Raw genomic sequence first — 26338 nt, 5'->3', positions numbered from 1 at the left:
CCCGGATTCCGCCGCGGCGCGCGCCATTTCCGTCACCATTCCCCTCTGTGTGTCCCGGAGAGCGCACCCCCCAAGGCGCCTCCTCCGAATCCCTGTACTTCGTAAAACCGTCATCAAATTGCAGGCGATCTGTCATCGCCCCCGACTAGCGAGACCGCAGACCGGCCGCGGCCCCCGCGACGCCGGAAAGAGGGGTTATATCCATGATATCGAAGTCGTCGCTGTTGACGAGCGCTGCGCTCGGCATGATTTGCGCGCTTTCGGCCGGCGATCTGGCCCAAGCGGCCACCACGACCACCACCGCGAAACACAAGCATGCGCATGCGCCCGCGGGTCCCGATCTCGCCCAGCAGGTGAAGGACCTGCAGGCCCAGGTCGAGGCGCTGCAACAGACGATGGCCGCCCAGACGCAGGCTCAGCAGCAGTCGCAGGCCCAGACGGCCCAGGCCATCGCCGACAGCCAGGCGCAAGCCGCCCAGGCCACCGCCACCGCCAGAGCCGCTCAAGCCAAGCTCGACATGCAGATCGAGCAGATCCCGGGCGCGGTGCAGACCGCCGTGGCCGCCCAGCCGAAGCCCCCGACCGACAAGTTCTACTACAAGGGCATCACCATCACCCCCGGCGGCTTCCTGGAAGCCGCGACGATCTGGCGCTCGAGCAACCTCGGCTCGGACATGGCGTCCAGCTTCGCCAAGGTCCCGTTCGGCAACGCCGCCCTGTCGCACGCCCAGGAATTCCGGGTCTCCGGCCGTCAGAGCCGGGTCTCCTTCCTGGCCGAGGGCAATATCAACCAGGACATGAAGGCGGCCTTCTACGGCGAGTTCGACTTCCTGGGCGCGGCCCAGACGGCGAACTCCAACGAGAGCAACTCCTACAACCCGCGGATCCGCAACGTTTACGGCACCGTCGACTGGGACAGCCTCGGCCTGCACGTGCTGGGCGGCCAGAACTGGTCGCTGATCACCCTGAACAGCAAGGGCATCACCCCGCGCAACGAAGTCACGCCGACCGCGATCGACGCGCAGTACGTCCCGGGCTTCGCCTGGGCCCGTCAGCCGCAGATCCGCCTGGTGAAGGATTTCGCCGACAAGCAGGCCTGGATCGCGGTCTCGGCCGAAAACCCGCAGTCGACCTTCACCGGCACCGCCGGCAACGCCCTGCCGACCGGCATCAGCGTCACCGACCTGGTCACCGGCAACACCACGATCAACGGCGCTCCGGCCGGCTCGGTGGCCTCCTCGGGCTTCAACACCGTCAACACCATGTCGCTGAACAAGCTGCCTGACTTCGTGGCCAAGCTGGCCATCGAGCCGGAGATCATGGGTTCGCGTCCGCTGCACGCCGAAGTCTTCGGCCTGTACCGCGACTTCTACGACCAGATCACCGTCACCTCGGCCAACACCATCGGCCTGAAGCCGGGCGTGCGTGAAGCCGCGGTTGACGGCGGCGGCGTGGGCGGCAGCATCACCCTCACCGTTTGGCCGAAGCGCCTGGACCTGCAGGGTTCGTTCCTGACCGGCAAGGGCATCGGCCGCTACGGCAGCGCCCAGCTGTCGGACGCCACCCTGAACGCCAACGGCGAAATCGCCCCGATCCACGAGACCATGTTCCTGGGCGGCGCGACCTTCCACGCCACCCCGAAGCTCGACCTCTACATCTATGGCGGCGAGGAAAAGGAAAACTCGCAGATCTCCGCGGTCGGCACGACCAACTTCGGCTTCGGCGACCTGGCCGGGACCAACTTCACCGACGCGGGCTGCAAGACCATCGGCGGGGCCTGCTCGGCCACCGTCCGTCAGGTCGATCAGATCACCGCCGGCCTCTGGGACAAGGCGATCACCGGGCCCTACGGTCAGATCCGCCTCGGCCTGCAGTACTCGCACACCTGGCTGACCGGCTTCGCGGGTCCGAACGGTTTCGCGCCGACGACCTCGGAAGACATGGTCTTCACCAGCTTCCGCTACTACCCGTTCTAGGCGCGGACCGCGGGAGCGCCCACGCGGCGCTCCCCGGCTCCGCCCGCGGACTTCGAGGCGCCGGCCGTGGCATCCGCTGCGGCCGGCGTTGTCGTATTCGGGGCGTAACGCCTCACGCACCCGTGAAGCGCGAATTCCTTGCAACCCCGGTGTCGACAGCCCGACGAACCCCCACATACGGCTGGGGCGGGACCGTCGTGCTGCGGCGGTGAGAGCGTCAGAGGAAAACGCCATGGACCAGGCCCTGATCAGCATCCGCCCGATGACGCCCGGATGGCGGCTCGATGCGCCGCAGACCGATGGGCCGCAGCTCTTCCTCTCCGGCGCCCGGGCCGAGGCCGCGGCCCATGCGCTGGCCCAACGGCTGGCCGAAAGCGCCGGCGGCGCCTGCGTGGTGATCTACGACCGCTCCGAAAGCGTCGTCGGCGAGACCACCTACGCCGTCGTGCGTTAGGACCCCTCGAACGCGATATCCGCGGGTCCGCCCGCGGCGCCTAAGCGTCGCGTCTAGTGCATCTGCATCATGCCCGCCCCGGCGGCTCCCCCTAGTCTGGCGCTGAGCCTTCAGTCTCGGACATCAGGAGCGTACTCGTGAATTTTGCAAAACGCCTGGCCGGCGCGGCCATTGTCGCGGGCTTCGCCGCCGCCACAGCCTTGCCGGCGCTGGCGGCGCCGGCGACCTCGGCCACCTACACGATCAACCTGCCGAACTACGCGGTCACCGACATCCACATCTTCGACAACGGGTCGCCCTTCGAGGTGGAGATCCAGGGCGGGGCCAGCCAGCTGGCCGCCCCGCAAGGCGTCTCGACGCTGAAGGAAACCTTCCTGACCGCGGCGGAGGTCGGCATTCCCGGCTTCGTCTACACGCCGGGCCCGATCTACATGCTCGGGGTCACCTCGGACCTGCCGGGCGACGCGCCGGGCCAGCAGCATGTCGTGGTGTTCAGCAACGACACCTTCGCCGCGAACGCCACGGGCATCGACTTCGACACCATCTTCCCGACGACGGACGAGGAGACGCTGATCAACGACCTCGCCACCGACAACACCGGCGATCTCAACACCTTTTTCAACAGCTACGAGGCGCAGGGGACCAGCCCCAACGGCTCCATGACCTTCAACGTCGGCGACAGCTTCACCGCGATCGCCTTCTCGGACGGCCAGATCATCGGCACGGGGAGCAGCGCCCTGGTGGCCGGGGTTCCGGAACCGGCGAGCTGGGCCCTGATGATCGTGGGTCTCGGCGGCATGGGCGCGATGCTGCGCACCCGGCGGCGGTCGATCCCCGTCGCCGCCTAGGTCCAGCTAGGCGCCGCAAGCCGCGGGAACAGGCGCGACAGGCCATCGGTCCGTCGCGCCTGTCTTGCATTTGAGCGGCGCGTCTCGCCGCGGCCCATCCTTCGAGCTTGAAACATCCGGCCATGATCGAGTCTGCTAAGGGCTCGACGTGCGTTGGCGCGGCGCTAGTGTCGGCCATCGCGTAGTCGGGGGCGGCCTTTGTGCGCCGCTCGAGGGACGGGGAATTCGCATGAGATCTGCACTGCTCGCCGGCGTGGCGTTGGCCCTGGTCTGGCAAGGCGCTGGCGTGGCCCAGACCACCACCGCCCGCATCACCACGCCCAAGGAGGCGCTGAACGGCTCGGAGCCGGGCGACGACTACTTCCTGGCCAACTACGACCAGACCACCGCCTACTGGAAGACCCTGGCCAGCCAGAGCGACCGGATGAAGCTGGTCAGCCTGGGCAAGAGCGTCGAGGGCCGCGACATCTGGATGGCTGTCGTCTCCTCGCCGGAGAACATCAAGAACCTCGAACACCACCGCCAGATCGCCGAGAAGCTGGCGCTCGCCAAGGGCCTCACCGACGAGCAGGCCCACGCGCTGGCCAAGGAAGGCAAGGCCTTCGTCTGGATCGACGGCGGCCTGCACGCCAGCGAGGTCTCCAACGCCCAGACCCAGATCCAGATCGTCTACGAGATGGTCTCCAAGAACGACCCGGAGACCCTGCGCTTCCTGAACGATACGGTGATGCTGTTCGTGCTGCCGAACCCCGACGGCCAGCAACTGGTCGCCGACTGGTACATGCGCAAGCCCGACGTGAAGGCGCGCAGCCTGGCCGACCTGCCGGTGATCTACCAGCGCTACGTCGGCCACGACAACAACCGTGAATACTACATGTCGAACCAGCCCGAGACGACGGCGATCAACCGGGCGATGTTCAAGGAATGGTACCCGCAGATCGTCTATAACGAGCACCAGACCGGGCCGCTGGGCGCGGTGGTCTTCGTGCCGCCGTTCCGCAACCCGTCGAACTATCATTTCGATCCGCTGGTGCTCAGCGAACTGGACGGGGTCTCGGCCTCCATCCACGGCCGGCTGATCGCCGAGGACAAGCCGGGTTCGGCGGAGCGCTCGGCGGCGCCCTATTCCACCTGGTTCAACGGCGGCCTTCGGACCACCGGCTACTTCCATAATGTGGTGGGCATCCTGACCGAGATCATCGGCAGCCCGACCCCGATGCAGCTGCCGCTGGTGCCGGCCCGCCAGCTCTCCAACCAGGACGAACTCTATCCGGTGCCGCCGCAGATCTGGCACTTCCGCCAGACCATCGAATACATCAAGACCATGAACCGGGCGACGATCGACTACGCGTCCAAGAACAAGGAAGACCTGCTCTACAACCGCTATCTGATGGGCAAGAACTCCATCAAGCGCGGCACGCAGGACAACTGGACGATCACACCCAAGCGGGTGGCCGCGGTGCAGGAGGCCGCCAGGGCGCAGGGCCCGGCGCCGCGCACCCGCGGCGGCGACGGCCTGGCTGGCAACGGCGACCAGGACGCGGTGGTCGATCCCAAGCTGTACGACACCGTCTTCCACGCCCCGGACCAGCGCGACCCGCGCGGCTACATCCTGCCGCCGGACCAGCCGGACATGCCGACCACGATCAAGTTCCTGAACGCCCTGATCAAGTCGGGCATCGTGATCGACAAGGCGACCGCGCCCTTCACGGTGAACGGCAAGAGCTACCCGGCCGGATCCTACGTCGTGCTCTGCGACCAGGCGTTCCGCCCGCATATCCTCGACATGTTCGAGCCGCAGGACCACCCGCAGGACTTCGAATATCCGGGCGGCCCGCCGATCAAGCCCTATGACATCACCGGCTATAACCTCAGCTACCAGATGGGGGTGAAGTACGACCGCGTCCTGGAGGGCTTCTCCGGGCCCTTCCAGCCGGTCACCGAGGTCATGGCGCCGCCGCCCGGCAAGGTGGTGGGGACCGGCGGCGCGGGCTGGATCCTGGACCACCGGACCAACAACAGCTTCACCCTGACCAACCGCCTGCAGAAGGCCAAGGTCCCGGTGTTCTGGCTGAAGGACGGGGTCACCGCCGGCGGCCAGACCTTCGGCCCGGGCGCGGTCTGGGTGCCGGCCTCCGGCGCGGCCAAGGCCATCGTCGGCAAGAGCGTCGGCGAGCTCGGCATCGACGCCTACGCCATGGGCTCCGCGCCACGGGGCGAGAAGATCGCCCTGAAGGTCCCGCGCATCGGCATCGTCGACACCTATGGCGGCCTGATCACCTCGGGCTGGATGCAGTGGGTCGTCGAGCAGTTCGAGTTCCCCTACACGCTGGTCTATGCGCCGGAGCTCGACGCGGGCAACCTCAACGCCAAGTACGACGTCCTGATGTTCGTCGACGGCGCGATCCCCGGCGGCGACAGCCGCTACGGCGGCGGCGGCGGCGGCTTCGGCCGCGGCCTGCCCAAGCCGGAGGAGGTGCCGGAGAAGTACCGCAAGATGCTGGGCCACGTGACGGCCGAGAAGACCCTGCCGCAGATCCAGGCCTTCGTGGAAAAGGGCGGCTCGGCGGTGGCCGTTGGCAGCTCCACGCGGCTCGGCGAGTATCTGCACCTGACCGAGAACGGGCTGACGGCGCCGGGCAAGGACGGCAGGCCCGCGCCGCTGCCCTCGACCAAGTTCTACATCCCCGGTTCGATCCTGACGGCCAAGGTCGATAACAAGGATCCGCTGGGCTACGGCTTCGCCGACCGGGTCGACCTGTTCTTCGACTCCAGCCCGGTGTTCAAGATCACCGACCCGGCGCAGGCCAAGTCGGTGAGCTGGTTCGAGGGCGCCGATCCCTTGCGCAGCGGCTGGGCCTGGGGCCAGAAGGCGCTGGACGGCACGACCGGCATCGTCGACGCCAGCTACGGCGCCGGCAAGGTCTTCCTGTTGGGCCCGGAGGTGGCGATGCGCGGCCAGTCCTACGGCTCCTTCAAGTTCGTGTTCAACGCCCTGGAGTATGGCCCCGCCGCCGGGAAGACCGGCAAGTGACGGTGGCGGCCGCCGCGCCGGCGGGCCGGGCCGACAGCCCGGTCCGCTCGATCGCCATCGCCGGCGGCCTCTACTTCATCATCGGCTTCTTCACCTGGCTGAACGGGCCGCTGATCACCTTCGTGCGGCTGGCCTTCGACCTGAACGAGGTGAACTCGTTCCTGGTGCTGATGGTCTTCTACGTCTCCTACTTCGTCCTGGCCCTGCCGGCGTCGTGGATCCTGCGCAGGACCGGCCTGAAGCGGGGTCTGTCGCTCAGCCTGGCGGTGATGGCCGTGGGGGCGGCGATGTTCGGGGAGTTCGCGACGCGGCGCTGGTATCCCGGCGCGCTCACCGGGCTCTTCGTCATCGGCGGCGGCCTGGCCCTCTTGCAGACGGCGATCAATCCCTACGTCTCGATCCTGGGCCCCATCGACGGCGCGGCGCGGCGCATCGCCCTGATGGGCATCTGCAACAAGGCCGCCGGCATCCTCGCGCCCCTGGTGATCGGGGCCTTGGTGATGCACGGGATCGGCGATCTTTCGGCCTCGCTGGAACACGCGACCGGCGCCGAGCGCGAGGCGCTGCTGAACGGTTTCGCCGCGAAGATCCATCTGCCGTACCTGGCCATGGCGGTCGTCCTGCTGGCGGCCGCGGCCGGCATCCTGAGGTCGCCCTTGCCGGACCTGCGGGCCTCGGACGCCAACGCCGCCGCCCTGGCCGGCGAGACCGAGGGGCGCAGCGTCTTCAGCTTCCCGCACCTGTGGTTGGGCGTGATCTGCCTGTTCGTCTATGTGGGCGTCGAGGTGATGGCCGGCGACGCCATCGGCGCCTATGGCCGCGCCTTCGGCCTGCCCCTGGACCAGACCAAGTTCTTCACCGCCTTCACGCTGGCGGCCATGCTCGCGGGCTATCTGGCGGGGCTGGTGTTCACGCCGAGGATCGTCTCGCAGGCGGCCTATCTGCGGGCCTCGGCGGTGATGGGCCTGGTGCTGGTGGGCGGGGCCTTTCTGACCAAGGGCTATGTGTCGGTGGGCTTCGTCGCCGCCTTGGGCTTCGCCAACGCGATGATGTGGCCGGCGATCTTCCCGCTGGCGATCCGCGGTCTCGGCAAGGCCACCGAGACCGGATCGGCGCTCCTGGTGATGGGCATCGTCGGCGGCGCGATCATCCCGCAAGCCTTCGCCGTCCTGAAACAGCACCTGGACTTCCAGGCGGTGTTCGCGGGCCTGATGGCGCCCTGCTACCTCTACATCCTCTACTACGCCTGGAGGGGCTACCGGGCGCCGGCCGCCGTTCCGCGGCGGGCCTAGGCCTTCTTGCGGTGGCGCGAGGCGGTGTTCAGGGCCGCGGCGGCCCGGACCAGCGCCTTCAGCGCCTCGGCGTCGAGGGGCGCGCCCTCGGGGATGTCGATGGCGCGCCGGACATTGCCTTCCAGGCTGGAATTGAACAGGCCGGATGGATCGTCCAGCGCCGCGCCCTTGGCGAAGGTCAGCTTGACGACGGCCTTGTAGGTCTCGCCGGTGCAGATGATCCCGTCGTGCGACCACACCGGGACGCCCCGCCACTTCCACTCCTCGACCACCTCGGGGACCGCCTCGTGGATCAGCGCGCGAACCCGGGCCAGGGTCTCGCCCCGCCAGTCGCCCAGCGCCGCGATCCGGGCGTCGATCAGTTGAGACGGGGATTCTTCCGGGGACGTTGCGCTGGTCGTCATCGGCTTCGCGGCTCCCGTTCGAGGCTCTCGCATGGCGGCCCGGGAGGGACTCGAACCCCCGACCTTGGCTTTAGGAAAGCCCTGCTCTATCCGGCTGAGCTACCGGGCCACGCGGCGCGACGGATGCCATGGGCGCTTCGCGGCGCCAAGGGTTTCGCGTTCCGGCCGCCGAGGCTGCAACAATTCCCGCTACAGGGGAGCGCGATTGCCGCTGCGGTATGGTTAAGGCATAGCTTGTTATCTCGTCCGGGGATCTCTTCATGACCATCGCGTCCTCGCCGCGCTTCGCGGCGTTCGCCTCTGTTGCCGCCCTGTCGGCCGCCGCCTTCGCGGCGACGCCGGCCGCCGCTGGGGGCAGCGCCGCCGCCGGGCTGGAGGACCTGCGCGAGCTCAACCTGATCGTGTTGGGCAATATGAGCGGCGGCCAGGACGTCGAGGGCAAGGCCTATATCGGCGGCAACCTGAGCAATGGCGGCACGTTCGGCAACGGCCGCTCGACCGCGGGCCGCGGCTTCAAGGCGTCGAGCCATCCGACGCTCACCGTCGGCGGCAACGCCACCGGGAACATCAACATCAACAACGGCCCGAATGGCGGCGTCGCCAATGAGATCACGCCCTCGGGCGCGCTGATCGGCGGCAACGCGGGCACGGTGAACCTGAACGCCAGCAACAGCGAGCTGATCGTCGGCGGCAGCATCGGCCTGACGAATGGCGCGGGCGGCGCGACCATCCTGGCCGGCGGCTCGTTGGGCGGCAACAGCCATCCCACGGGCTCGGACGTCCATGGCGGGCAGGGCGGCGGCTTCTCCGCGGACCTCAACGCCCTGCCGGGCGAGACGGCGACCATCACCGCCGACGTGAAGGCCCTCGCCAAGACCCTCGCCGCGCTCGGCCCCACGGCTGGCAGCGGCTTCAACACCGCCGACCCGAACAACACCGTCCTCAAGGCGACCAACGGCGGCGCGGGCTATGCGGTGATCGACGTCAGCGCCACCGAGCTCGAGAGCTTCAAGAACCTGATCTTCAACCTGCCGACAGTGGGCAGCGGCTATCTGACCACGATCATCAACGTCACCGGCGCAGGCAATTTCACCTTCAACTTCAACGACAACAACTCCGCCGAAAACCCCTATGTGATCTGGAACTTCGAGGGCGCCAGCACCCTCGACTTCAACACCCAGATGGACGGCTCCGTCCTGGCCCCGACCTCCGACGTCACCAACCACAGCCCCATCGAAGGCACGCTGGTGGCCAAGGACTTCACCCAAGGCGGTGAGGTGCACCTGGGAACCTTCGCCGGGATCGACATCGGTGCGAGCGTGCCCGAGCCGTCGGCCTGGGCGCTGATGCTCACGGGCTTCGCAGGCCTGGGCGCGATCCTGCGCCGCCGCAGGGCGTTCGCCGCCGCCTGAGGTCCCGACGCCCGCGCGCGATTGCCCGCAGGGGCCTTGCGCCTTAAGCCTGAACCTCCGGGGGCGGACGCCCAGGTGGACGAGTCGGGCGCATGGGTTTCCTGAGACATCTTCGCCAGCTCTGGGTTCAGGTGCTGGTCGGCGTGGCGCTGGGTCTCCTGGTCGGCGCGCTGTGGCCGGCGTTCGGCGCCGCGCTGAAGCCGCTGGGCGATGCGTTCGTCAAGCTGATCAAGATGGCCGTGGCGCCGGTGATCTTCTGCACGGTGGCCGGCGGCATCGCGCGCATGGGCGACCTGAAGGCCTTCGGCCGGCTCGGCGCGCGCACCCTGATCTATTTCGAGGTGGTCTCGACCTTCGCGCTGGGCATCGGCCTCCTGGTGGGGGAGCTGGTCCATCCGGGCGCGGGCTTCAACATCGACCCGGCCAGCCTCGATCCGAAGGTCGGCGCGGCCTATGCGGCCAAGGCGGCGCACGCCCAGGGGCTGGTCGACTACCTGATGAACCTGATCCCCGACACCTTCGTCGGGGCCTTCGCCGGCGGCGACCTCCTGCAGGTGCTGCTGATCGCCATCCTGACCGGCTTCGCCTGCACGCGCCTGGGCGCGTTCGGCGAGCGGACCGCCGATGTGCTGGAGGACATCGCCCAGCTGTTCTTCGGCATCATCGGGGTGATCGTGCGCCTGGCGCCGGTGGCGGCCTTTGGAGCCATGGCCTTCACCATCGGCAAGTTCGGAGTGGCCTCGCTGGTCAACCTGGGGGCCCTGGTGGGAACCTTCTACCTGACCAGCGTTCTGTTCGTGCTGATCGTGCTGGGGGCGATCGCGCGGTTCTCCGGCTTCTCGATCCTGAAGTTCCTGGCCTACATCCGCGACGAGCTCTTGATCGTGCTGGGCGCGTCGTCGTCGGAAGCCGCCCTGCCGCTGATCATCGCCAAGCTGCAGCGGCTGGGCGCGGGCAAGACCACCGTCGGCCTGGTGGTGCCCACCGGCTATTCGTTCAACCTGGACGGCACCAACATCTACATGACGCTGGCGACCCTGTTCCTGGCGCAAGCGACCAACATCCACCTGACCTGGCAGCAGGAGCTGAGCCTGCTGGGCGTGGCCATGCTGACGTCGAAGGGCGCAAGCGGCGTCTCGGGGGCGGGCTTCATCACGCTCGCCGCCACCCTGGCGGTGATCCCGGACCTGCCGATCGCCTCCTTGGCCTTGCTGGTGGGGGTCGACCGGTTCATGAGCGCCTGCCGGGCGCTGACCAACTTCGTGGGCAACGGCGTGGGCGCCCTGGTGATCGCCGGCTGGGAGGGCGACCTCGACCGCGACCGGCTGCGGGCGGAGCTGGACCGCGGGCCTCTGCCGGAGCCTGAGGCCGTGCTGGCGGGCGCCCCCGCGGACTAGGTTGGCGGACTAGCCGGCGGCCTGGGCGGCAGGCTGGGCGAGCACCCCGGTCAGGTCGGCGACGACGCCGGCCCAGTCGCCCGGCTGGCGCTGGCGGACCACCCGCACCGAGGGGTACCAGGCCGAACGGTCGTCCTTCCAACTCGTCCACCAGTCGATGGCCACGGCGGGCGCCATCACCCAGCAGGGCTTGCCCATGGCGCCGGCCAGGTGCGCCACGGAGGTGTCGACACTGACCACCCGCTCCAGGCCGGCCACGGTCTCGGCGGTGTCGGCGAAGTCGCGCGCCCCGCTCGCCTCGGGATTGAGGTCGACGAAGGGGGCCAGATCGCGGATGGCGGCGGCCACCGCGAGGCTGGGCAGGCGGCGGGCGTTGTTGCCGTTCCCGGGCGCACCCTCCAGCATCAGGCCGGCGCCGGACACGGGCCGCTGCGGGCAGGGCAGGTAGGGCGCGGGCGCGTCCCGCGGCCCCAGCTCCAGCCAGCGCGGGATCTGGCCCAGATAGGTCCAGCAGTCGCCGCCGCCGCCTTCGTCCCAGCTCTGGCGGGGATTGAACGCCTCGACCGGCAGGGCCGACAGCAGGCGCACCAGCGGCCGGGCGCAGGCGAAGGCGACTTCGTCGGCGCCGGTCATGCCCACGAAGCGCGACAAGAGAATCTGGTCGCCCAATCCCTGCTCGCCCACCACAACCAGCCGCTTGCCGGCCAGGCTTTCGCCGCGCCAGTCCGGCAGTGGCGGCGACGGCGGCTTGGGCAGGAGCTGGAAGCGGGTCTCGTAGTGGACCCAGCCCTCGGCGTACTTGCCCGCCTGCAGCAGGGTCATGCCCAGGGTGTAGCGGCTCTGCAGGCCGGTGGGATTGGCCGCGATGGCGCGGCGCAGGACGGTCTCGGCCTCGTCCAGGCGCCCGGTGATGCGCAGGATCACGCCCAGATTGTGCAGCACGGCCGGCCGCCAATCGACGAGCTGGCGGTAGATCGCCTCGGCCTCCTCGAGGCGGCCCTCGCGGTGCAGGGCGATCCCTTGCTGGAACGTCTCTTCCATGGCCGGCGATGTGTTACGGGCGCCGGCCGGGCCTGTCACCCTGCACGGGCAAGGAAAACGGAGGGCAAACGAAAACGCCCAGGCGGACCTGGGCGTCTCGTAAGGTTGGTCGTCCGGCGCGCGCCTTAGGCGGCGACGGCCTTCACCAGCGACTTGTTGAGGATGCCGATGGCCGCGTCGCGGTCGATGCGCTCGATGGCGGCGACTTCGCGGGCCATGCGGTCCAGCGCGCTCTCATAGAGCTGGCGCTCAGAGTAGGACTGCTCCGGCTGATTCTCGGCGCGGTGCAGGTCGCGCACCACCTCGGCGATGGAGATCAGGTCGCCGGAGTTGATCTTGGCTTCGTATTCCTGGGCGCGGCGCGACCACATGGTGCGCTTCACCCGCGCGCGGCCCTTCAGCGTGGTCAGCGCCTGGGAGACCACATTGGTCTCGGCCAGCGGGCGTAGGCCCGCGGTGCGCGCCTTGGCGGTCGGCACGCGCAGCGTCATCTTCTCGTGATCGAAAGTGATCACATAGACCTCGAGCTTCAGACCGGCGACTTCTTGAGTTTCGATCCCCTGTACGCTGCCCACGCCATGGGCCGGGTAGACGACGTGATCGCCAACCGAGAAATCGTGACCGTTCTTGCTCATGGAAAACCCTCTCATAAGTTCCGGGGCCGGACAAAGCGCGGACCCATGACATGTTCCGTCCAACGACAAAGCGACCCGCTCCGCGAGATCGGCGCGGCTGGACCTTCGTTTCGGACGGAAGTCGACCTCTTAAGACACCCTTCGCCTTTCGCCGGAGCCGTTCCTTTCGGATCTGCGCCGGATCGGCGTTTCTTTAAGACGACGGGCAGGCCGGGGGCCCTTGTCGCCACGTCAGCAATAACGGTATCATAAAATTAAGCCGAATGAAAGGCTTGCCCGGCGCGAGCTAAGGCTGGGCCGTGCGGACTTCCCTAGCGTCAGGAGCCGCGGCCGGGCTTTTCGGAGAAGTATTTCTCAAGCTTGCCGGTCTCGCGCTCGAAGGCTTCGGCGTCGGCGGGGGCTTCGCCCTTTACCGTAATGTTGGGCCACACTTTCGAATATTCGGAATTGATCCGCAGCCACTTGCCGTCGGCGTCGTCCTCGGTGTCGGGCTTGATGGCGTCCACCGGGCACTCCGGTTCGCAGACCCCGCAGTCGATGCATTCGTCCGGATTGATCGCCAGGAAATTCTCGCCCTCGTAGAAGCAGTCGACCGGGCACACCTCCACGCAGTCCATGAACTTACATTTGATGCAGGGGTCCATCACGATGTAGGTCATGGCGCGGTCGGTACTCCGATGTCCTTGGGGTCGAGCTTACCTGAGAGGAAGGCGCGGGTTTTTCAAGGCACGCCGGGCGCTTGTCAATGCCGCGTGGCCGTTCGGCCTCACGAAGAGGCCTCCAAAGGCGAATAGAGACCCCTGGCCTCGGCCGGCGGACCGCGCCGTTCGCCGAGCGCCTCGACCCTGATCGCGGTCAGCCGGCCGCCCAGGGCGAAGACCAGGCTGTCGCCGACCTTCACCGGCCGGGCCGGCTTGTCGAGGCGGCTTTCCTGGTCGGCGCGGGTCAGGCGCACGCGGCCCTCGTCGATGAACTTCGCCGCCAGCGAGCGGGTCTTGAAGAAGCGCGCGCGCCAGAGCCAGACATCGCAGCGGCAGGCTTCCTCGCTCACGCGCCGCCCCTCACGGGCGGCCCTGCGCGCGGCGCTTGCGCCGGCGCGGGCGGGGCGCGGGTGCGGCCTCGCCGCGCAGGGCGGCCAGGGCGGCGAAGGGCGAATGCGGCGCGGCCGGCGGCTTCTTCTCCACCGCGAACTCGCGCTCGAAGCGGCGCCGCCAGGTCGAGGGCTCGCCGGCGCGCTTCACCTCGGCGAAACCCAGGCCCTTCAGGATGGCGCGGGCCTCGTCCGGGCTCCAGCCCAGGTCCTCGCGGGCCTGGTCGGAGAGGTCCGCCCCGCCGTTCTGCCGGGGACCGGCGCGCAACAGCTCGTCCAGCCGCTCCAGCTGCTCCACCGGCGCGGCCAGGCCGCGGACGGCGCGCAGGCCGAAGGCGGCGAGCGCGCGGGGCGAGGGCGGCGGGGCGGGCAGGCGGCTCACCGCGTCGCTCCGCGGCCGCCAGCCGGGGACCTCGCGCGCCGCCAGGGCCTGGGTCAGCGCGCGGGCCTCCGGCTGCAGCAGGGCGGGCATGTAGATCGAGAACGCGCCCAGCCGGACGCCCAGGCCGCGCAGCATGCGGCGCTCCACCTGGCTGAGCGCGCGGACCTCGGCGCGCACCACGGCGCGGTCGAGGACGCCGCCGCCCTCGATCAGCCGGAAGGCGAGGCCGCGGGCCAGGCCCTTGATCCGGCCGTCGGCCACCGCGGCTTCGAGTTTCTTCAGCCCGGCCAGCCTGCGCCCCGCCTCGCCGGCGACGAAGGCCTCCAGCCGGTGCGCGGCGCGCTGGCGGGCGGCCTCGTGGCCCAGCTCGCCCAGCAGGCCCACGCGGGGCTTGAACGGCTCGCCGCCCATCAGCACGCCCGCCGTCTCGCCACGCCACAGCACCGCCCCGTCGGGGGTGAGCGCGAAGGCCTCGTCCGGCTCGGCGGCCAACTTGCCAAGTCGCCGGGCGATTTCCGGGCCCACCGCATGGGTCGCCGCGGCCCTGAGCGCCTTTTCCTCCAGCACCGAGGACCCCTGCGCGGCCTCGAAGCGCACGCCGGTCAGCTTGCCCACGACATAGCCCTCGACGGTCACCGCCCCGTCGTCGGCGACGCCGGCCAGCATGTCCTGGCGCACCCGCAGGCCGCGCATCAGCGCGCTGGTCCGCCGGTCGACGAAGCGGGCCATCAGCTTCTCGTGCAGGGTGTCGGAGAGCCGGTCCTCCAGCTGGCGCATCCGGCCCTGCCAGCCGGCGGGATCGACCAGCCAGTCGGGGCGGTTGGCGACATAGGCCAGGGTGCGCACGCTGGAGAGCCGCGCGGCCAGGGTGTCGATCTCGCCGTCGACGCGGTCGAGGTGCTTGTACTGCTGGGCGATCCAGTCCTCCGGCACGCGGCCGGTCCGCGACGTCAGGTCGAGGAAGAAGGCCTTGGCCAGGCTGGCGTGCTCCTCCATCGCCACCTTGCGGAAGTCGGGCGTCTGGCAGCACTCCCAGAGGATCTCCAGGGCGGCGCGACCGCGCGCCCGCTCGGCCACCTCCGGGTCCTGGGCGAGGCGGCGCAGGATGGTCTCGTCCAGCGCCTCGGCGGACAGCTTCAGCCCCTCGCGCTCGGGCAGCTTGGCCAGGGACGCCATCAGGTTAGGCAAGGCGGCGAAGTCGAGCTTGGGGTTGCGCCACTCCGCGCCGGTGACCGGCTCGAAGCGGTGCTCCTGGACCGCCTGGACCAGGTCCTCGTCCATGTCCTCCGCCTCGCCGGTGACGCCGAAGGTCCCGTCGCGCTGGTAGCGGCCGGCGCGGCCGGCGATCTGGCCCACCTCCTGCGGATAGAGGAAACGCGTGCGCTTGCCGTCGAACTTGCGCAGGCCGGCGAAGGCCACATGGTCGACGTCCATGTTCAGGCCCATGCCGATGGCGTCGGTGGCCACCAGGAAGTCCACCTCGCCGGACTGGTAGAGGGCGACCTGGGCGTTGCGGGTGCGGGGGCTGAGCGAGCCCATCACCACGGCCGCCCCGCCGCGCTGGCGGCGGATCAGCTCGGCGATGGCGTAGACCTGGTCGGCGCTGAACGCCACGACCGCCGAGCGGCGCGGCAGGCGGGTCAGCTTCTTCGGCCCCGCATAGGTCAGGCTGGAGAACCGCTCGCGGGTGACGATCTCGGCGTGCGGCAGCAGGCGGCGGACCAGGGGCGCCATGGTCCCGGCGCCCAGCAGCATGGTCTCCGCCGTCCCGCGGGCGTGCAGCAGGCGGTGGGTGAAGACGTGGCCGCGCTCCGGGTCGGCGCAGAGCTGGATCTCGTCCACCGCCAGGAACTCGACCTCGCGCGACAGCGGCATGGCCTCGACGGTGCAGACGAAATAGTGCGGCCGGGGCGGGACGATCTTCTCCTCGCCGGTGATCAGGGCCACGGCGCGGGGGCCGCGCAGCTTGACGATGCGGTCGTAGATCTCCCGGGCCAGCAGGCGCAGCGGCAGCCCGATCATGCCCGAGGCGTGGCCCAGCATGCGCTCGACCGCCAGGTGCGTCTTGCCGGTGTTGGTAGGTCCCAGCACCGCCACCAATCGGGACGGCGCCTTGCCAGCGGGCCGGTCGCTCATGGAGTGAATTTGGGGGCGCGACGGGAGTCGGGCAAGCGTCGCTAGGCGCGGCGGACGCGCGCGGGGTCCAGGCGGAAGCCCAGGGGCAGCAGCTGCTCGATCGTTTGGCGTTCGACCGCGCCGTCCGCCCCCAGGCTGACCACCTCGCAGCCTTCGGCGGCGAACTCGAAGATCTTCTGGCGGCAGCCGCCGCAAGGCCAGATCGGGCCGGGCAGGGACGAGGCCAGGTAGACGCGGGTGAGCGCGGCGGTCCCGCCCGTCACCGCCGCCGCGATGGCGCTGGCCTCGGCGCAGAGGCCTTGCGGATAGGCGGCGTTCTCGACGTTGACGCCCAGGTGGGTGGTCCCGTCCGCGCCCTGCACGGCGCAGGCGACCTGAACGCCGGAGTAGGGCGCGTGCGCCCGGGGCAGGAGGGCGCGCAGCTTGTCGGCGATCTTGCCAGTGATCTGGGCGGCGTCGGTCATCGGACGATAGGTCTAGGGGCGCGCCTCATCGCCGTCCATCGCCGCCAGCAGGGGCAGGAGCGCCATGACCGCGAGCGCCGAGTTGTGCGCCGCCATCTGGGCCATCTGCGGATAGGAGACGTGGCTCTCCTCGCCGGCCAAGTCGGAGAGGGTGCGGATGACGTAGAGCGGCGCGCCCCAGGCCTCGGCCACTTGGTTCACCGCGCCCGACTCCATGTCGATGGCCTGGGCGGCGAAGCGGGCGTGCAGGCTGTCGCGGGTCTCGGCGCAGTTCAGGAAGTAGTCGGCGGTGATGACGCCGCCCAGGCGCACCGGCCCGTCGGCCTCAGGGCCCAGCGCCTCGGCCAGCCGCGCCAGGGTCTCGGCGACCGGCGGCGGGACCGGCGCCAGGCTCTCCAGCTCTGGCGCGCCCAGCGGGATCTGGCCCGAGGCGGTGGAGGTCAGGCGGCCTTGCGCCACCACGCCGTAATCGTGGATCGCCAGGCGGTCCGCGAGTAGCAGGGCGCCCACTGGCAGGTCGGGATCGAGCCCGCCGGCCACGCCGGAGAAGATCAGGGTCTTGGCCTCGAACAGGCTGAGCAGCAGGGTGGCGGCGGCCGCGGCGTTGACCTTGCCGATACCAGCCTGCGCCAGCACCAGGGGCCGGCCCTCGAAGCGGCCGCGCCAGACGCGCGTCGGCCCGTGGCGCTCGGGCTCGGCCTCGACGTCGAGGCGCGCCTTCAACGCGGTCAGTTCCTCGATCGTGGCGCACAGGATGCCGTACACGGTTGGCCTCTTCGCCGTTTGAACCGGTGACGCGATGAGGGGCTGGTCTAGCGGCAAATCGGCCGCGGGAACACGGCCGCAACGAATCAGGACCGAATCAGCGACCTCGCTCGATTCAGCCTTTGTTCACCGCAACATATTGTATAGCAAAGCTCTTGCGGCACAAGACGGCCAAGCTTTCCGCCCCGGAAAGCGCAGGTTCTGACGCGCCCCGCGCCGCCTCGCCTTGACGCGGAGGCCGGCCTTCCTCTATATCGCCCGCTCTCGCGCGGGCCCGGCCCGCGGCGATCCTGTTTTCGCGAAGGTATTCTTCCCATGTCGCGTCGTTGCGAACTCACCGGTGTCGGCCCGATGGTCGGCCACAACGTGAGCCACTCGAACATCAAGACCAAGCGCCGCTTCCTGCCGGCGCTGTCGCCCGCCAGCCTGCAGTCCGAGGCGCTGGGCCAGACCTTCAAGCTGCGCGTGACCAATGCGGCCCTGCGCACGCTCGACTTCAAGGGCGGCCTCGACCCGTTCCTGCTGAAGGCCAGCGACGAGGACCTCTCGGCCCGCGCGCTGAAGATCAAGCGCCAGCTGAAGGCCAAGCTCGCCGAGCAGGCCCAGGCGGCCTGATCGCTTCCGAGCGGATCGCAAGACATGAAAAAGGGCCGCTGGTGACAGCGGCCCTTTCTCTTTGTCGCCTCGGCGCGTCTAGGCCAGGGCGGAGCGGCGACGGCGCAGCGTCGCGCCGGCCAGGCCAAAGCCCGCCAGCATCAGCGCCCAGGTCGCGGGCTCCGGGATCGGGGCGAAGGCCACGCCCTTGAAGGTCGAGTCGGCCGGGGCCTCGGCGAGTTCGGTGAACTTCTCGCCCGCGCCGCTCGTGGCGGACAGGCTGTCGGTGATCCCGAAGAGGAAGGACGGGTCGGTGTCGCCGATGGTGTAGCTGGTGGCGAACAGTTCGACCTGGCCGTTGTACACTTCGCCCGTCAGGCTGAGCAGGCCCGTGGTGCCGGAGGTGTCCGTGTTCGGCACCAGGTCCAGGCCCGCCGCCAGGGTGTACTCGAGCGACCAGACCCCGGTCGTCGGATTGCGCACCCACTTCTGCAGGCCGCCGTCGCCGATCGATGTGCCGCTGCTGACGGTGGAGTCGTTCTTCGGATTGCCGCTGTCGGTCACGTAGAGGGTGTTGGCGTCGGCGTAGAAGAAGTCGTTCGGGCTCAGGTTGACCGTGACGTTGGCCGAGCTCGCGGTCGGCACGTTGACCCCGTTGCCGGTGGCGAAGCTGATGGTCTCCTTGCCCGTCCCGCCGGTGTTGCCGAAGCCCGGCAGCATGGTGGGGCCGGCGTTGAGGTCGGTGGTGGGCAGACCGGTCCCGACCGTGCCGACATAGGAGCGGGCGTTGTTCTTGCCGCCCTTGCTGTCGGTGGCGACGACCAGCTGGCCGTCGACGATCCGCACCGCGCGGGTGTCCTGGGTGGCGTCGTCGGTCTTCGAGCTGCTCTTGGCCATGGTGTCGTCGCCGGTGATCGGCGTGGCCGAGTTGGCGCCCAGGGTGGCGAAGAACACCCCGCCCGTCTGGTCGGTGCCCGTGCCCTGGCCGGAGATGTAGAACGACGTCCCGTCGTACGACGCCACGCTGCGCGGGTTGTTCTGGTCGAAGACGTTGGTCAGGGCCGTGGTCATGTTGACGCTGCCGTTGGCGCCGATCACGGCGATGACCCGCGGCACGTCGGCGGCGGCGGACTGCGCCAGCGCCTTGTTGCCGGCCACGCCGCCGAAGCTGCCCGGATCCGCGTTGAAGGTGGCCGCGTTGACGCCATAGCCGGCGATCACCAGGTCCCGGCCGTTTCCGGTGAGCTGCAGGCCGCCCTCGGAGGACGAGCCATACTCGCCGGAGATGGCGTGGTTCGCGCCGGAGGCGGTCTGCGGCAGCACCAGGGCGCTTTGGTAGGTCGCGCTCGCGGTGCCGTTGTGGCTGAACTGGAAGAGCGTGAGCGGGGCGGCCTGGTTGTCGGTGTAGGGGCCGCTCGTGGCGCCCTCGACGCCGTTACCTTCCACGCTCACCACCAGGTTCCCAGGAACGAAAACCTGGGCCTGGGCCGCTCCGGCCAGCGCCGTTCCAGCCAATAGCAACAATACCGACGTGATACGCTTCATGTGTCTCAAGCCCCTAGATGACGATAACCCAACGGAAATCGAGCGAGGCTAGGCGGGGCTTATGACGGTTTTTTAACTATACCCCTGTGAGGGGAAGCGGCGGCTAGGCCTTCAACGTCCGGTCGAACAGCGCGACCAGCGCCTGCCAGTGCCGCTCGGCGCCGGCGGCGTCGTGCACCGGCATGTCGGTGGGCACCCAGCCGTGCTTCAGGCCCTTCCAGATCGAGACCTCGGCGTCGAGGCCGGCGTCTTCCAAGGCGGCGTCGAGGCGCTCGCACTGGGCCTCGTCGAAGTGGCGGTCCTCGTCGGCGCCGGCCACCAGGATCGTGGCCTTCATCCGCGGCGCGAGCTTATGCGGGCTGTTGTCCTCGTCGGTGGCCAGGTTGCCGCCGTGGAAGGAGGCCGCGGCCGCGATGCGGTCGGGGAAGGTCCCCGCGGCGCGCAGGGCGATGCCGCCGCCCATGCAGTAGCCGGTGACGCCCACGCGGTCGGCGATCGCCTGCGGCTGATGGGTCAGCCAGTCGAGATAGGCCTTGGTGTCGGCCATCTGCTTTTCGGCGTCGGTGGAGGCCCGGAGCCTGGCGAACAGCGCGGCCATCTCCGGGTCGCCGCCGAAGGCCTTGCGGATGTCGAGCGGCGGATAGGGCGCGGCGCGCCAGAAGACGTCGGGCAGCAGGACATAGTAGCCCGCCTCGGCCAGCCGCTCGCCCATCTCGAACATCGCAGGCCGGATCGCGGGGGCGTCCATATAGAGGATCACCGCCGGCCAAGGGCCTTCGCCGGCGTTGGGCGTGAAGACGAAGGCGCGGGCTTCGCCTTCGGGCGTGGGGATGGCGACGTCGGTCTTCATGCGGTCTCTCCCGGTATCGGATCTTGGTCTTCAGCCGCGCGACCCGGGGGCCGCGCCTCACGCCACCGCTCGACGCACCTCCTTGAAGGTGGAGCGGCGGGCGGGGCCTGAGGGCCCCTGGGTGTTGGGCGGCGGCTCGAGCAGGCCCGCGTTGCGGCGGGTGAGCTTGCGCGGCTCTTCCTCGAAGAGCTCGGCCAGCTGGTCGGTGATCGCCCCGGCCAGCTGCTCCACGTCGACGATGGTGACGGCGCGGCGGTAGTAGCGGGTGACATCGTGGCCGATGCCGATGGCGATCAGCTGCACCGGGCTCTTGCCCTCGATCTCGGCGATCACCTCGCGCAGGTGGCGCTCCAGGTAGTGGCCGGAGTTCACCGACAGGGTGGAGTCGTCCACCGGCGCGCCGTCGGAGATGACCATCAGGATGCGCCGGGCTTCCGGGCGGCCGATCAGCCGCTGGTGCGCCCACATCAAGGCCTCGCCGTCGATGTTCTCCTTCAGGAGGCCCTCGCGCATCATCAGGCCGAGGTTGCGCCGGGCGCGCCGCCAGGGCGCGTCGGCGGCCTTGTAGATGATGTGGCGCAGGTCGTTCAGGCGGCCGGGCTGCGGCGGCTTGCCGGCCTTCAGCCAGTCCTCGCGCGAGGAGCCGCCCTTCCAGGCCCGGGTCGTGAAGCCCAGGATCTCGGTCTTGACGCCGCAGCGCTCCAGCGTGCGCGCCAGGATATCGGCGCAGACGGCCGCCACCATGATAGGGCGCCCGCGCATCGACCCGGAGTTGTCGATCAGGATCGAGACCACGGTGTCGCGGAACTCGGTGTCCTGCTCTTCCTTGAAGCTGAGCGGCGCGGTCGGGTCGACGATCACCCGGGTCAGGCGCGCGACGTCCAGGATGCCTTCCTCCAGGTCGAACGACCAGGAGCGGTTCTGCTGGGCCAGCAGCTTCCTCTGCAGGCGGTTGGCCAGGCGGCTGACGACGTTGGACAGGCTGGCGAGCTGCTGGTCGAGGTAGGCGCGCAGGCGCGTCAGCTCCTCGGCGTCGCACAGCTCCTCGGCGGCGACGATCTCGTCGTGGGCGGTGGTGAAGACCTTGTAGGTGACGGCCTTGCCCTCGCCCTTCAGGTCGGGGCGCGCGGGCTGGTCGCCTTCGCCCATCTCCGGCGGCTCGTCGGAATCCTCGGCGTTGGGATCGTCCTCCGCCTGCATCATCTGGCTGTCGGCGTCCTCGCTTTCGCGGTGGCTCGCCTCGCTGTCGTCCATGGAGGCCTGCTGCGGGGACTGGCCCTCGCCGTCGCCCTCGTCGTTCTCGTCGCTGGCGTCGGGCTCGCCCTCTTCGCTCTTGCCGTCCTCGTCGTCGGGCTGGTCTGGGGCGTCGGAGAGGTCGTCGCCCATCTTCAGGTCGCGGATGATGGCGCGCGCGATGCGGGCGTAGGCCTTCTGGTCCTCCACGGCCTCGGACAGCCGGTCGAGGTCGGGGCCCGCCTTGGCCTCGATCTCGTCCCGGAACAGGTCGACCAGGGGCCGGGCCATGGCCGGCGGCTTCTCCCCGGTCAGCCGCTCGCGGACCATCAGGCTGACGATCTCGCCATAGGGCGGATTGGCCAGGGCCTCGATCTGGTTGAAGCCGCGCTTGGCCCAGGCCTGCTCGTGGACGGCCTTCAGGTTCTCGCGCACCCCGCCCAGCGCATTCGCGCCGATGGCCTCGAGCCTTGCCTGCTCGACGCCATCATAGATCGGCTGGCCGAGCGCCGAGGCGGGCCGGGTCTTGGCGTGAGCGGCGGGGTCATGGTGGGCGATGCGCAGGGCCATCTGGTCGGCCATGCCGCGGATGCGCGCCGCGTCGGTCTCGGTGAGGTCGCGCGGCGGATGCGGCAGCACCGCGCGGTTGCCGCTGAGCAGCGGGCCCTCGCCGGAATAGACGATCTCCAGGTCCGGGGATTCCGCCAGCGAGCGCGTGGCGTTGACCAGCGCGCGCTTGAAGGGCTCCAGCGGACTTTCCGGGTTCTTGGCCATCGGGGGGTGTCTTAGATCACGCGGGCGGGCGCGCGAAACAGGAATCCGGCCTTCACCACGGCGTCATCCTTCGGCCAGCCGGAGGATGACGGAGAGATGTTGTGATGACGGTCCTCCCATCGGAACGCCACGGCCAAGCCTGCGTTGGGGAATTATGGCCCGCGCAAGGCGGGTTCCCTTTGGAGAGAGAACGATGCTTCGGTGGGCTTTGATCTTCGCCGTCGTCGCCCTGATCGCCGGCGGCCTGGGCTTCGGCGGGGTCGCGGGCGCGGCGGCCGACGTCGCCAAAATCCTGTTCTTCCTGTTCCTGGTCGGCTTCCTGGTGTTCCTGGTGCTGGGCTTCATGGCCGGCAAGAAGATCACCGGCGGCTAGCCGGCCGTCTCAGGACTGCGTTGGAGAGCGCCCGCCCCGGATCCGGAGCGGGCGCTTTTTCTTGAGCGGCTACTTCGTCTTCGCCAGATAGGCCTTCGCTTCCGCGCCCACCAGGTCGACGATGTTCCCCATCTCCAGGTTGGCGTCGATCAGGTGCAGGCCCCAGGCGGCGTTGACCTGGCCGTTCTGGATCACGTCGCCGGCGATGGTCTCGGTGCGCGGGCCGCCGGGCACGGCGTTCACGTGGACTTCCAGGTAGGAGAAGCCGTTCTTCTTGACACATTCGCCGGTGAGCAGGCCGGGGACGGAGACGAAGGGCGTCGAGGGGTTCGGCTTGCCCTTCACCCAGGTGGACTGGGCGCCCGAATTGACGATCTGCGCGCCGTTCGAGAGGTAGGCGTGCAGCTCGGCCTTGCCGCCGCCCACCGCCGCAGGGTTCACGCAGGCCGCGAACTGGCTGTCGGAGGGCGCCTTGCCGAACAGGCTGTTGGCCGGCGGCGGGATGGTGTCGCGGAAGCTGGAATAGGCGACGGCGCATTGGGTCTGGCCGGGCGACTTGCAGAGCGGGAAGTCCTTGAAGAGCCCGGTGTCCTTGCCGTTGTCGACCGGCAGGCGGGTGCCCATCAGGATGGCGGAGACCACCTTCTTCTCCACCGGCTTGCCGTCGATCTCCTTGCTGATCAGCTGGGTCAGCACGCCCGAGCCCTGGCTGTGGCCCACCAGGACCACGCCGCGGCCATGGTTGTCGTGCGCCAGGTAGTAGTTCCAGGCGTCGACCACGTCGTCATAGCCGGTGGTCGGCCGCCCGCCCGGCATCGGATGGCCGGACTGCGCGGCGCGCAGGGCGGTCAGCGTGAACTGGCGGTACATCGGCGCATACAGCCGGCACTTGGCGCCCAGCCGCGCGAACTGCGCCTTGACCACGTTGATCTCGGCGGCGGTCGGCGTCATGCCGCTGATGACGCCGGGGTCGTTGGAGACCGTCGGGTAGACGTAGAAGCAGTCGATTCCAGCCTTCGGATCGGCCTTGTAGGCCTCGGTCGTCTCGCCGCCGTCGGCCTTCACGATGGTCGTGGAGAGGTCGACGTTGCAGTAATTGTTCGCCGCCTTGTCCGGCCGGCAGAGCCAGGTCTCGGGCTTGGCGTAGTCGTTCTTCGGCGCCGGCGCGTTCCCCTCAGCGGTTTGGGCGGCCGCCGCCCCCGCGCTCAGCATCAGCGTCGCGCCCACAGCCGTCGCGGCCAGCATGATCCTAGTCATGGTCGTCATCCCCCTCGAATTTATTAGACAGATTTGTCTAGAGATTGGCTCGCCTAAGGCTGCGTCGTCCAGCCATTTCAGGCGGCGCTATCGCGGCGAAATCGGGGGCGACTTGAAGCCATAGGCTTCGATGGGAAATGGCTCCCCGCCCACGAGTAGTTTCCCTCCGTCGTCGACGAAGCCCTGAAGAAGATTTTGAGCGAAGCGGATCGCCAGGCAGAGCGCCTGGTATGAATCCTCGCCCCGGATATCCGACAGGCCTTCGTAAAGCGAAAGATCGACCGGACACGCCCATTCGCCGGTGTTGCAGTGGTAAGGCGCGCCTATTTGCAGGGTCACGGGAAAGCGATCCCCGCCTGAGGATATCCCGTCGAGCGTCAGACTGGCGACGGCCGCTTTCACCCGACCCCTAGGCCACCCGCACCCGCGCCGTGCTCTCCGGCAGGTCCTGGCCAAACGCACGCTGGAAGAACTCGGCGACGGTGCCGCGTTCCAGCTCGTCGCACTTGTTCAGGAAGGTCATCCGGAAGCCGAGCGCGATGTCGCCGCCGAAGATCTCGGCGTTCTGGGCCCAGGTGATCACCGTCCGCGGGCTCATGACCGTGGAGATGTCGCCGTTCATGAAGGCGTTGCGGGTCATGTCGGCGACGCGGACCATGGCGTTGATCGTGCGGCGGCCGTCGGCGGTGTTGTAGGTCGGCGCCTTGGCCAGCACGATCTCGGCCTCCACGTCGTGGGCCAGGTAGTTCAGCGTGGTGACGATCGACCAGCGGTCCATCTGGCCTTGGTTGATCTGCTGGGTGCCGTGATAGAGCCCGGTCGTGTCGCCCAGGCCGATGGTGTTGGTGGTCGAGAACAGCCGGAACCAGGGGTTCGGGCGGATCACCCGGTTCTGGTCCAGCAGGGTCAGCTTGCCCTGCGCCTCCAGAACCCGCTGGATCACGAACATCACGTCCGGGCGGCCGGCGTCGTATTCGTCGAAGACGAGCGCGATGGGCCGCTGGATCGCCCAGGGCAGCATGCCCTCGCGGAATTCGGTGACCTGCTTGCCGTCCTTCAGGACGATGGCGTCCTTGCCAACCAGGTCGATGCGGCTGACGTGGCTGTCGAGGTTCACCCGGACCAGCGGCCAGTTCAGCCGCGCGGCCACCTGCTCGATGTGCGTCGACTTGCCGGTGCCGTGATAGCCCTGGACCATCACGCGGCGGTCGTGGGCGAAGCCGGCGATCAGGGCGCGCGTGGTCTCGGGGTCGAACTTGTAGTTCTCGTCGAGGTCGGGGACGTGGCTGTCGCGCTCCTTGAAGGCCGGCGCCTTCATGTCGAAGTCCACGCCAAAGGTCTCGCGGGCGTTGACCTCGTGATCCGGGACCAGGGTCAGCAGCTTGTCGTCTTGGGTGTCGAAGGCGGTCATGACGGGCGTCGATTACAGGCTTGCCGGGACGGAAGCAAACGGGTGTTTCATAAGGAAGAGTGCGTCCGCCAGAGGCGCCGGGAGGTGAGGCGATGCTGAAGGAACAGGAGGCGGCCTACCGCTGCATCGAGGTCACACCGCAGGCCTCCGGCTTCGGGGCCGAGATCAGCGGCCTCGACCTGTCGCGCCCGCTGCCGGCTGAGGCGCTGGCCGAGGTGAAGGGCGCCTGGGCCGCGCACGGGGTCGTGGCCTTCCCCGACCAGCCCTTGAGCCTGGAGGCGCAGGAGGCGTTCACGCAGGCGATGGGCGGCTTCGGCGTCGATCCCTACATCGCGCCGATGCCCGGCCACCCCAACGTCCTGGAGCTGCGCCGCGAGCCGGACGAGACGGCGACCAACTTCGGCGCCGGCTGGCATTCCGACTGGAGCTTCCAGGCCGAGCCGCCCGCCGCCACCCTGCTGCATGCCAAGGTCGTCCCGCCGGTGGGTGGCGACACCCTGTTCGTGGACGCCACCCGCGCCTACGAGTCCCTGTCGCCCACGATGCAGGCCATGCTGGCGCCGCTCAGGGCCATCCATTCGGCGCGACAGGCTTACGGGACCAGCGGCGTCTTCGCCCGCGAGACCGCCAAGCGCACCTTGCAGATCATGGTCTCGGAAGAGGCGGACGGGTCACTCAGCCATCCCCTGGTGCGCACCCATCCGGTGACGGGCCGAAAGGCGCTCTTCGTCTCGCCGGTCTACACCGTGGGGATCGAGGGCCTGACCGAGCCCGAGGCCAAGGCGATCCTCGGCTTCCTGTTCGCCCACCTGACGCAGGAGGCCTTCGTCTATCGCCACCGCTGGCGCGAGCAGACGCTGCTGATGTGGGACAACCGCTGCACCATGCACTTCGCCGAGGGCGGCTACGACGGCCACCTGCGCCTGATGCACCGTACGACGGTGAAGGGCGACACGCCGGTCTAAGGTCCT

At 69.1% G+C, this 26338-nt stretch carries 24 protein-coding genes and 1 tRNA gene; 10 read left to right on the top strand and 15 right to left on the bottom strand.

What is annotated here, in order from left to right; genetic code table 11:
* Window positions 1-224 precede the first annotated feature (224 nt).
* The 5 genes from E8A49_RS12225 (at window position 225) to E8A49_RS12205 (ending at window position 7604) form a co-directional block, all read left to right on the top strand.
* Window positions 225-1976 (top strand): hypothetical protein, encoded by a 1752-nt coding sequence (locus E8A49_RS12225; protein WP_293381251.1) that lies wholly within the window; start codon window positions 225-227, stop codon window positions 1974-1976.
* 232 nt (window positions 1977-2208) lie between these two features.
* Entirely contained in the window at window positions 2209-2430 is a 222-nt protein-coding gene (locus tag E8A49_RS12220; RefSeq protein WP_293381248.1) for a hypothetical protein, read from the top strand.
* Window positions 2431-2567: 137 nt separating this feature from the next.
* Window positions 2568-3278, top strand: a complete 711-nt coding sequence (locus E8A49_RS12215) for a PEPxxWA-CTERM sorting domain-containing protein (RefSeq protein WP_293381245.1) — start codon at window positions 2568-2570, stop codon at window positions 3276-3278.
* A 229-nt stretch (window positions 3279-3507) separates the two neighbouring features.
* The gene (locus E8A49_RS12210; RefSeq protein ID WP_293381242.1) at window positions 3508-6312 is read left to right on the top strand and encodes a M14 metallopeptidase family protein; all 2805 of its coding nucleotides are present in this window, start codon (window positions 3508-3510) and stop codon (window positions 6310-6312) included.
* The gene (locus tag E8A49_RS12205; protein ID WP_293381239.1) at window positions 6309-7604 is read left to right on the top strand and encodes a sugar MFS transporter; all 1296 of its coding nucleotides are present in this window, start codon (window positions 6309-6311) and stop codon (window positions 7602-7604) included. The genes E8A49_RS12210 and E8A49_RS12205 overlap by 4 nt, the downstream gene beginning before the upstream one ends.
* On the opposite strand, the gene E8A49_RS12200 is transcribed toward E8A49_RS12205, so the two are convergent.
* Together E8A49_RS12200 and E8A49_RS12195 are read right to left on the bottom strand one after the other, a co-directional pair.
* Window positions 7601-8008, bottom strand: a complete 408-nt coding sequence (locus E8A49_RS12200; RefSeq protein ID WP_293381236.1) for a DUF1801 domain-containing protein — start codon at window positions 8006-8008, stop codon at window positions 7601-7603. The two genes, E8A49_RS12205 and E8A49_RS12200, sit on opposite strands and share 4 nt — an antisense overlap.
* A 32-nt stretch (window positions 8009-8040) precedes the next feature.
* Window positions 8041-8117: transfer RNA gene (locus E8A49_RS12195), tRNA-Arg, on the bottom strand.
* Between the two features lie 151 nt (window positions 8118-8268).
* On the opposite strand from E8A49_RS12195, the gene E8A49_RS12190 reads away from it, so the two are divergent.
* Window positions 8269-9420 (top strand): collagen-binding domain-containing protein, encoded by a 1152-nt coding sequence (locus tag E8A49_RS12190; protein ID WP_293381233.1) that lies wholly within the window; start codon window positions 8269-8271, stop codon window positions 9418-9420.
* A 101-nt stretch (window positions 9421-9521) separates the two neighbouring features.
* Entirely contained in the window at window positions 9522-10817 is a 1296-nt protein-coding gene (gene dctA, locus E8A49_RS12185; RefSeq protein ID WP_293381495.1) for a C4-dicarboxylate transporter DctA, read from the top strand.
* Between the two features lie 9 nt (window positions 10818-10826).
* Here the strand turns inward: dctA and E8A49_RS12180 are convergent, their stop codons facing one another.
* The 7 genes from E8A49_RS12180 to mtnN form a co-directional block, all read right to left on the bottom strand.
* Window positions 10827-11858 carry a tetratricopeptide repeat-containing glycosyltransferase family protein gene (locus E8A49_RS12180; protein WP_293381230.1) on the bottom strand — a complete coding sequence of 344 codons (1032 nt, stop codon included), beginning with the start codon at window positions 11856-11858 and terminating at the stop codon, window positions 10827-10829.
* Between the two features lie 125 nt (window positions 11859-11983).
* Window positions 11984-12493, bottom strand: a complete 510-nt coding sequence (locus E8A49_RS12175; RefSeq protein ID WP_293381227.1) for a CarD family transcriptional regulator — start codon at window positions 12491-12493, stop codon at window positions 11984-11986.
* A 317-nt stretch (window positions 12494-12810) separates the two neighbouring features.
* Window positions 12811-13152: a ferredoxin FdxA gene (gene fdxA / locus E8A49_RS12170; RefSeq protein ID WP_293381224.1), complete on the bottom strand. Its 342-nt coding sequence runs from the start codon at window positions 13150-13152 to the stop codon at window positions 12811-12813.
* Window positions 13153-13259: 107 nt separating this feature from the next.
* A complete protein-coding gene (locus tag E8A49_RS12165) occupies window positions 13260-13544 on the bottom strand; it encodes an RNA-binding S4 domain-containing protein (protein WP_293381221.1) in 285 nt (94 codons plus the stop codon).
* A 10-nt stretch (window positions 13545-13554) separates the two neighbouring features.
* A complete protein-coding gene (locus tag E8A49_RS12160; protein WP_293381218.1) occupies window positions 13555-16101 on the bottom strand; it encodes a helicase-related protein in 2547 nt (848 codons plus the stop codon).
* Window positions 16102-16142: 41 nt separating this feature from the next.
* Window positions 16143-16565 (bottom strand): cytidine deaminase, encoded by a 423-nt coding sequence (gene cdd, locus E8A49_RS12155; RefSeq protein WP_293381215.1) that lies wholly within the window; start codon window positions 16563-16565, stop codon window positions 16143-16145.
* Window positions 16566-16577: 12 nt separating this feature from the next.
* Entirely contained in the window at window positions 16578-17330 is a 753-nt protein-coding gene (gene mtnN, locus E8A49_RS12150) for a 5'-methylthioadenosine/S-adenosylhomocysteine nucleosidase (protein WP_293381212.1), read from the bottom strand.
* Between the two features lie 315 nt (window positions 17331-17645).
* Between mtnN and rpmB the strand changes: the two genes are divergently transcribed.
* Complete coding sequence (gene rpmB, locus E8A49_RS12145) at window positions 17646-17945, top strand: 50S ribosomal protein L28 (RefSeq protein ID WP_293381209.1); 300 nt, start codon at window positions 17646-17648, stop codon at window positions 17943-17945.
* 78 nt (window positions 17946-18023) lie between these two features.
* Here the strand turns inward: rpmB and E8A49_RS12140 are convergent, their stop codons facing one another.
* From E8A49_RS12140 to cobT, 3 genes are all read right to left on the bottom strand, one after another.
* On the bottom strand, window positions 18024-19469 hold the full coding sequence (locus E8A49_RS12140) for a PEPxxWA-CTERM sorting domain-containing protein (protein ID WP_293381206.1): 1446 nt from the start codon (window positions 19467-19469) through the stop codon (window positions 18024-18026).
* A gap of 103 nt (window positions 19470-19572) precedes the next feature.
* The gene (locus E8A49_RS12135; RefSeq protein ID WP_293381203.1) at window positions 19573-20319 is read right to left on the bottom strand and encodes a dienelactone hydrolase family protein; all 747 of its coding nucleotides are present in this window, start codon (window positions 20317-20319) and stop codon (window positions 19573-19575) included.
* A gap of 57 nt (window positions 20320-20376) precedes the next feature.
* Complete coding sequence (cobT, locus tag E8A49_RS12130) at window positions 20377-22326, bottom strand: cobaltochelatase subunit CobT (protein WP_293381200.1); 1950 nt, start codon at window positions 22324-22326, stop codon at window positions 20377-20379.
* Window positions 22327-22519: 193 nt separating this feature from the next.
* On the opposite strand from cobT, the gene E8A49_RS12125 reads away from it, so the two are divergent.
* Window positions 22520-22699, top strand: coding sequence for a DUF1328 family protein (locus E8A49_RS12125; protein WP_293381197.1), 180 nt, complete (start codon window positions 22520-22522; stop codon window positions 22697-22699).
* 69 nt (window positions 22700-22768) lie between these two features.
* Here the strand turns inward: E8A49_RS12125 and E8A49_RS12120 are convergent, their stop codons facing one another.
* From E8A49_RS12120 to cobS, 3 genes are all read right to left on the bottom strand, one after another.
* Window positions 22769-23956, bottom strand: coding sequence for a DUF3089 domain-containing protein (locus E8A49_RS12120; protein WP_293381194.1), 1188 nt, complete (start codon window positions 23954-23956; stop codon window positions 22769-22771).
* Between the two features lie 87 nt (window positions 23957-24043).
* Window positions 24044-24295, bottom strand: coding sequence for a hypothetical protein (locus tag E8A49_RS12115; RefSeq protein WP_293381191.1), 252 nt, complete (start codon window positions 24293-24295; stop codon window positions 24044-24046).
* Window positions 24296-24365: 70 nt separating this feature from the next.
* Window positions 24366-25367 (bottom strand): cobaltochelatase subunit CobS, encoded by a 1002-nt coding sequence (cobS, locus tag E8A49_RS12110; protein ID WP_293381188.1) that lies wholly within the window; start codon window positions 25365-25367, stop codon window positions 24366-24368.
* 92 nt (window positions 25368-25459) lie between these two features.
* Here cobS and E8A49_RS12105 point away from each other — a divergent pair, with 92 nt between their 5' ends.
* Window positions 25460-26332 (top strand): TauD/TfdA family dioxygenase, encoded by an 873-nt coding sequence (locus E8A49_RS12105; protein WP_293381185.1) that lies wholly within the window; start codon window positions 25460-25462, stop codon window positions 26330-26332.
* Window positions 26333-26338: the final 6 nt, after the last annotated feature.

Origin of the sequence: Phenylobacterium sp., from assembly GCF_004799515.1 — a bacterium.
Classification (GTDB): domain Bacteria; phylum Pseudomonadota; class Alphaproteobacteria; order Caulobacterales; family Caulobacteraceae; genus Phenylobacterium.
Note: the sequence above shows the minus strand (reverse complement) of the source record. Positions and strands in the feature narration are given on the sequence as shown.

Coding starts and splice junctions, on each gene's coding strand:
- rpmB (WP_293381209.1), top strand. CDS start 17,646: ATGTCGCGTCGTTGCGAACTCACCGGTGTCGGCCCGATGGTCGGCCAC.
- E8A49_RS12140 (WP_293381206.1), bottom strand. CDS start 19,469: ATGAAGCGTATCACGTCGGTATTGTTGCTATTGGCTGGAACGGCGCTG.
- cobT (WP_293381200.1), bottom strand. CDS start 22,326: ATGGCCAAGAACCCGGAAAGTCCGCTGGAGCCCTTCAAGCGCGCGCTG.
- E8A49_RS12175 (WP_293381227.1), bottom strand. CDS start 12,493: ATGAGCAAGAACGGTCACGATTTCTCGGTTGGCGATCACGTCGTCTAC.
- E8A49_RS12210 (WP_293381242.1), top strand. CDS start 3,508: ATGAGATCTGCACTGCTCGCCGGCGTGGCGTTGGCCCTGGTCTGGCAA.
- E8A49_RS12190 (WP_293381233.1), top strand. CDS start 8,269: ATGACCATCGCGTCCTCGCCGCGCTTCGCGGCGTTCGCCTCTGTTGCC.
- E8A49_RS12135 (WP_293381203.1), bottom strand. CDS start 20,319: ATGAAGACCGACGTCGCCATCCCCACGCCCGAAGGCGAAGCCCGCGCC.
- E8A49_RS12200 (WP_293381236.1), bottom strand. CDS start 8,008: ATGACGACCAGCGCAACGTCCCCGGAAGAATCCCCGTCTCAACTGATC.
- cdd (WP_293381215.1), bottom strand. CDS start 16,565: ATGACCGACGCCGCCCAGATCACTGGCAAGATCGCCGACAAGCTGCGC.
- E8A49_RS12120 (WP_293381194.1), bottom strand. CDS start 23,956: ATGACTAGGATCATGCTGGCCGCGACGGCTGTGGGCGCGACGCTGATG.
- E8A49_RS12180 (WP_293381230.1), bottom strand. CDS start 11,858: ATGGAAGAGACGTTCCAGCAAGGGATCGCCCTGCACCGCGAGGGCCGC.
- E8A49_RS12160 (WP_293381218.1), bottom strand. CDS start 16,101: ATGAGCGACCGGCCCGCTGGCAAGGCGCCGTCCCGATTGGTGGCGGTG.
- fdxA (WP_293381224.1), bottom strand. CDS start 13,152: ATGACCTACATCGTGATGGACCCCTGCATCAAATGTAAGTTCATGGAC.
- E8A49_RS12105 (WP_293381185.1), top strand. CDS start 25,460: ATGCTGAAGGAACAGGAGGCGGCCTACCGCTGCATCGAGGTCACACCG.
- E8A49_RS12125 (WP_293381197.1), top strand. CDS start 22,520: ATGCTTCGGTGGGCTTTGATCTTCGCCGTCGTCGCCCTGATCGCCGGC.
- E8A49_RS12220 (WP_293381248.1), top strand. CDS start 2,209: ATGGACCAGGCCCTGATCAGCATCCGCCCGATGACGCCCGGATGGCGG.
- cobS (WP_293381188.1), bottom strand. CDS start 25,367: ATGACCGCCTTCGACACCCAAGACGACAAGCTGCTGACCCTGGTCCCG.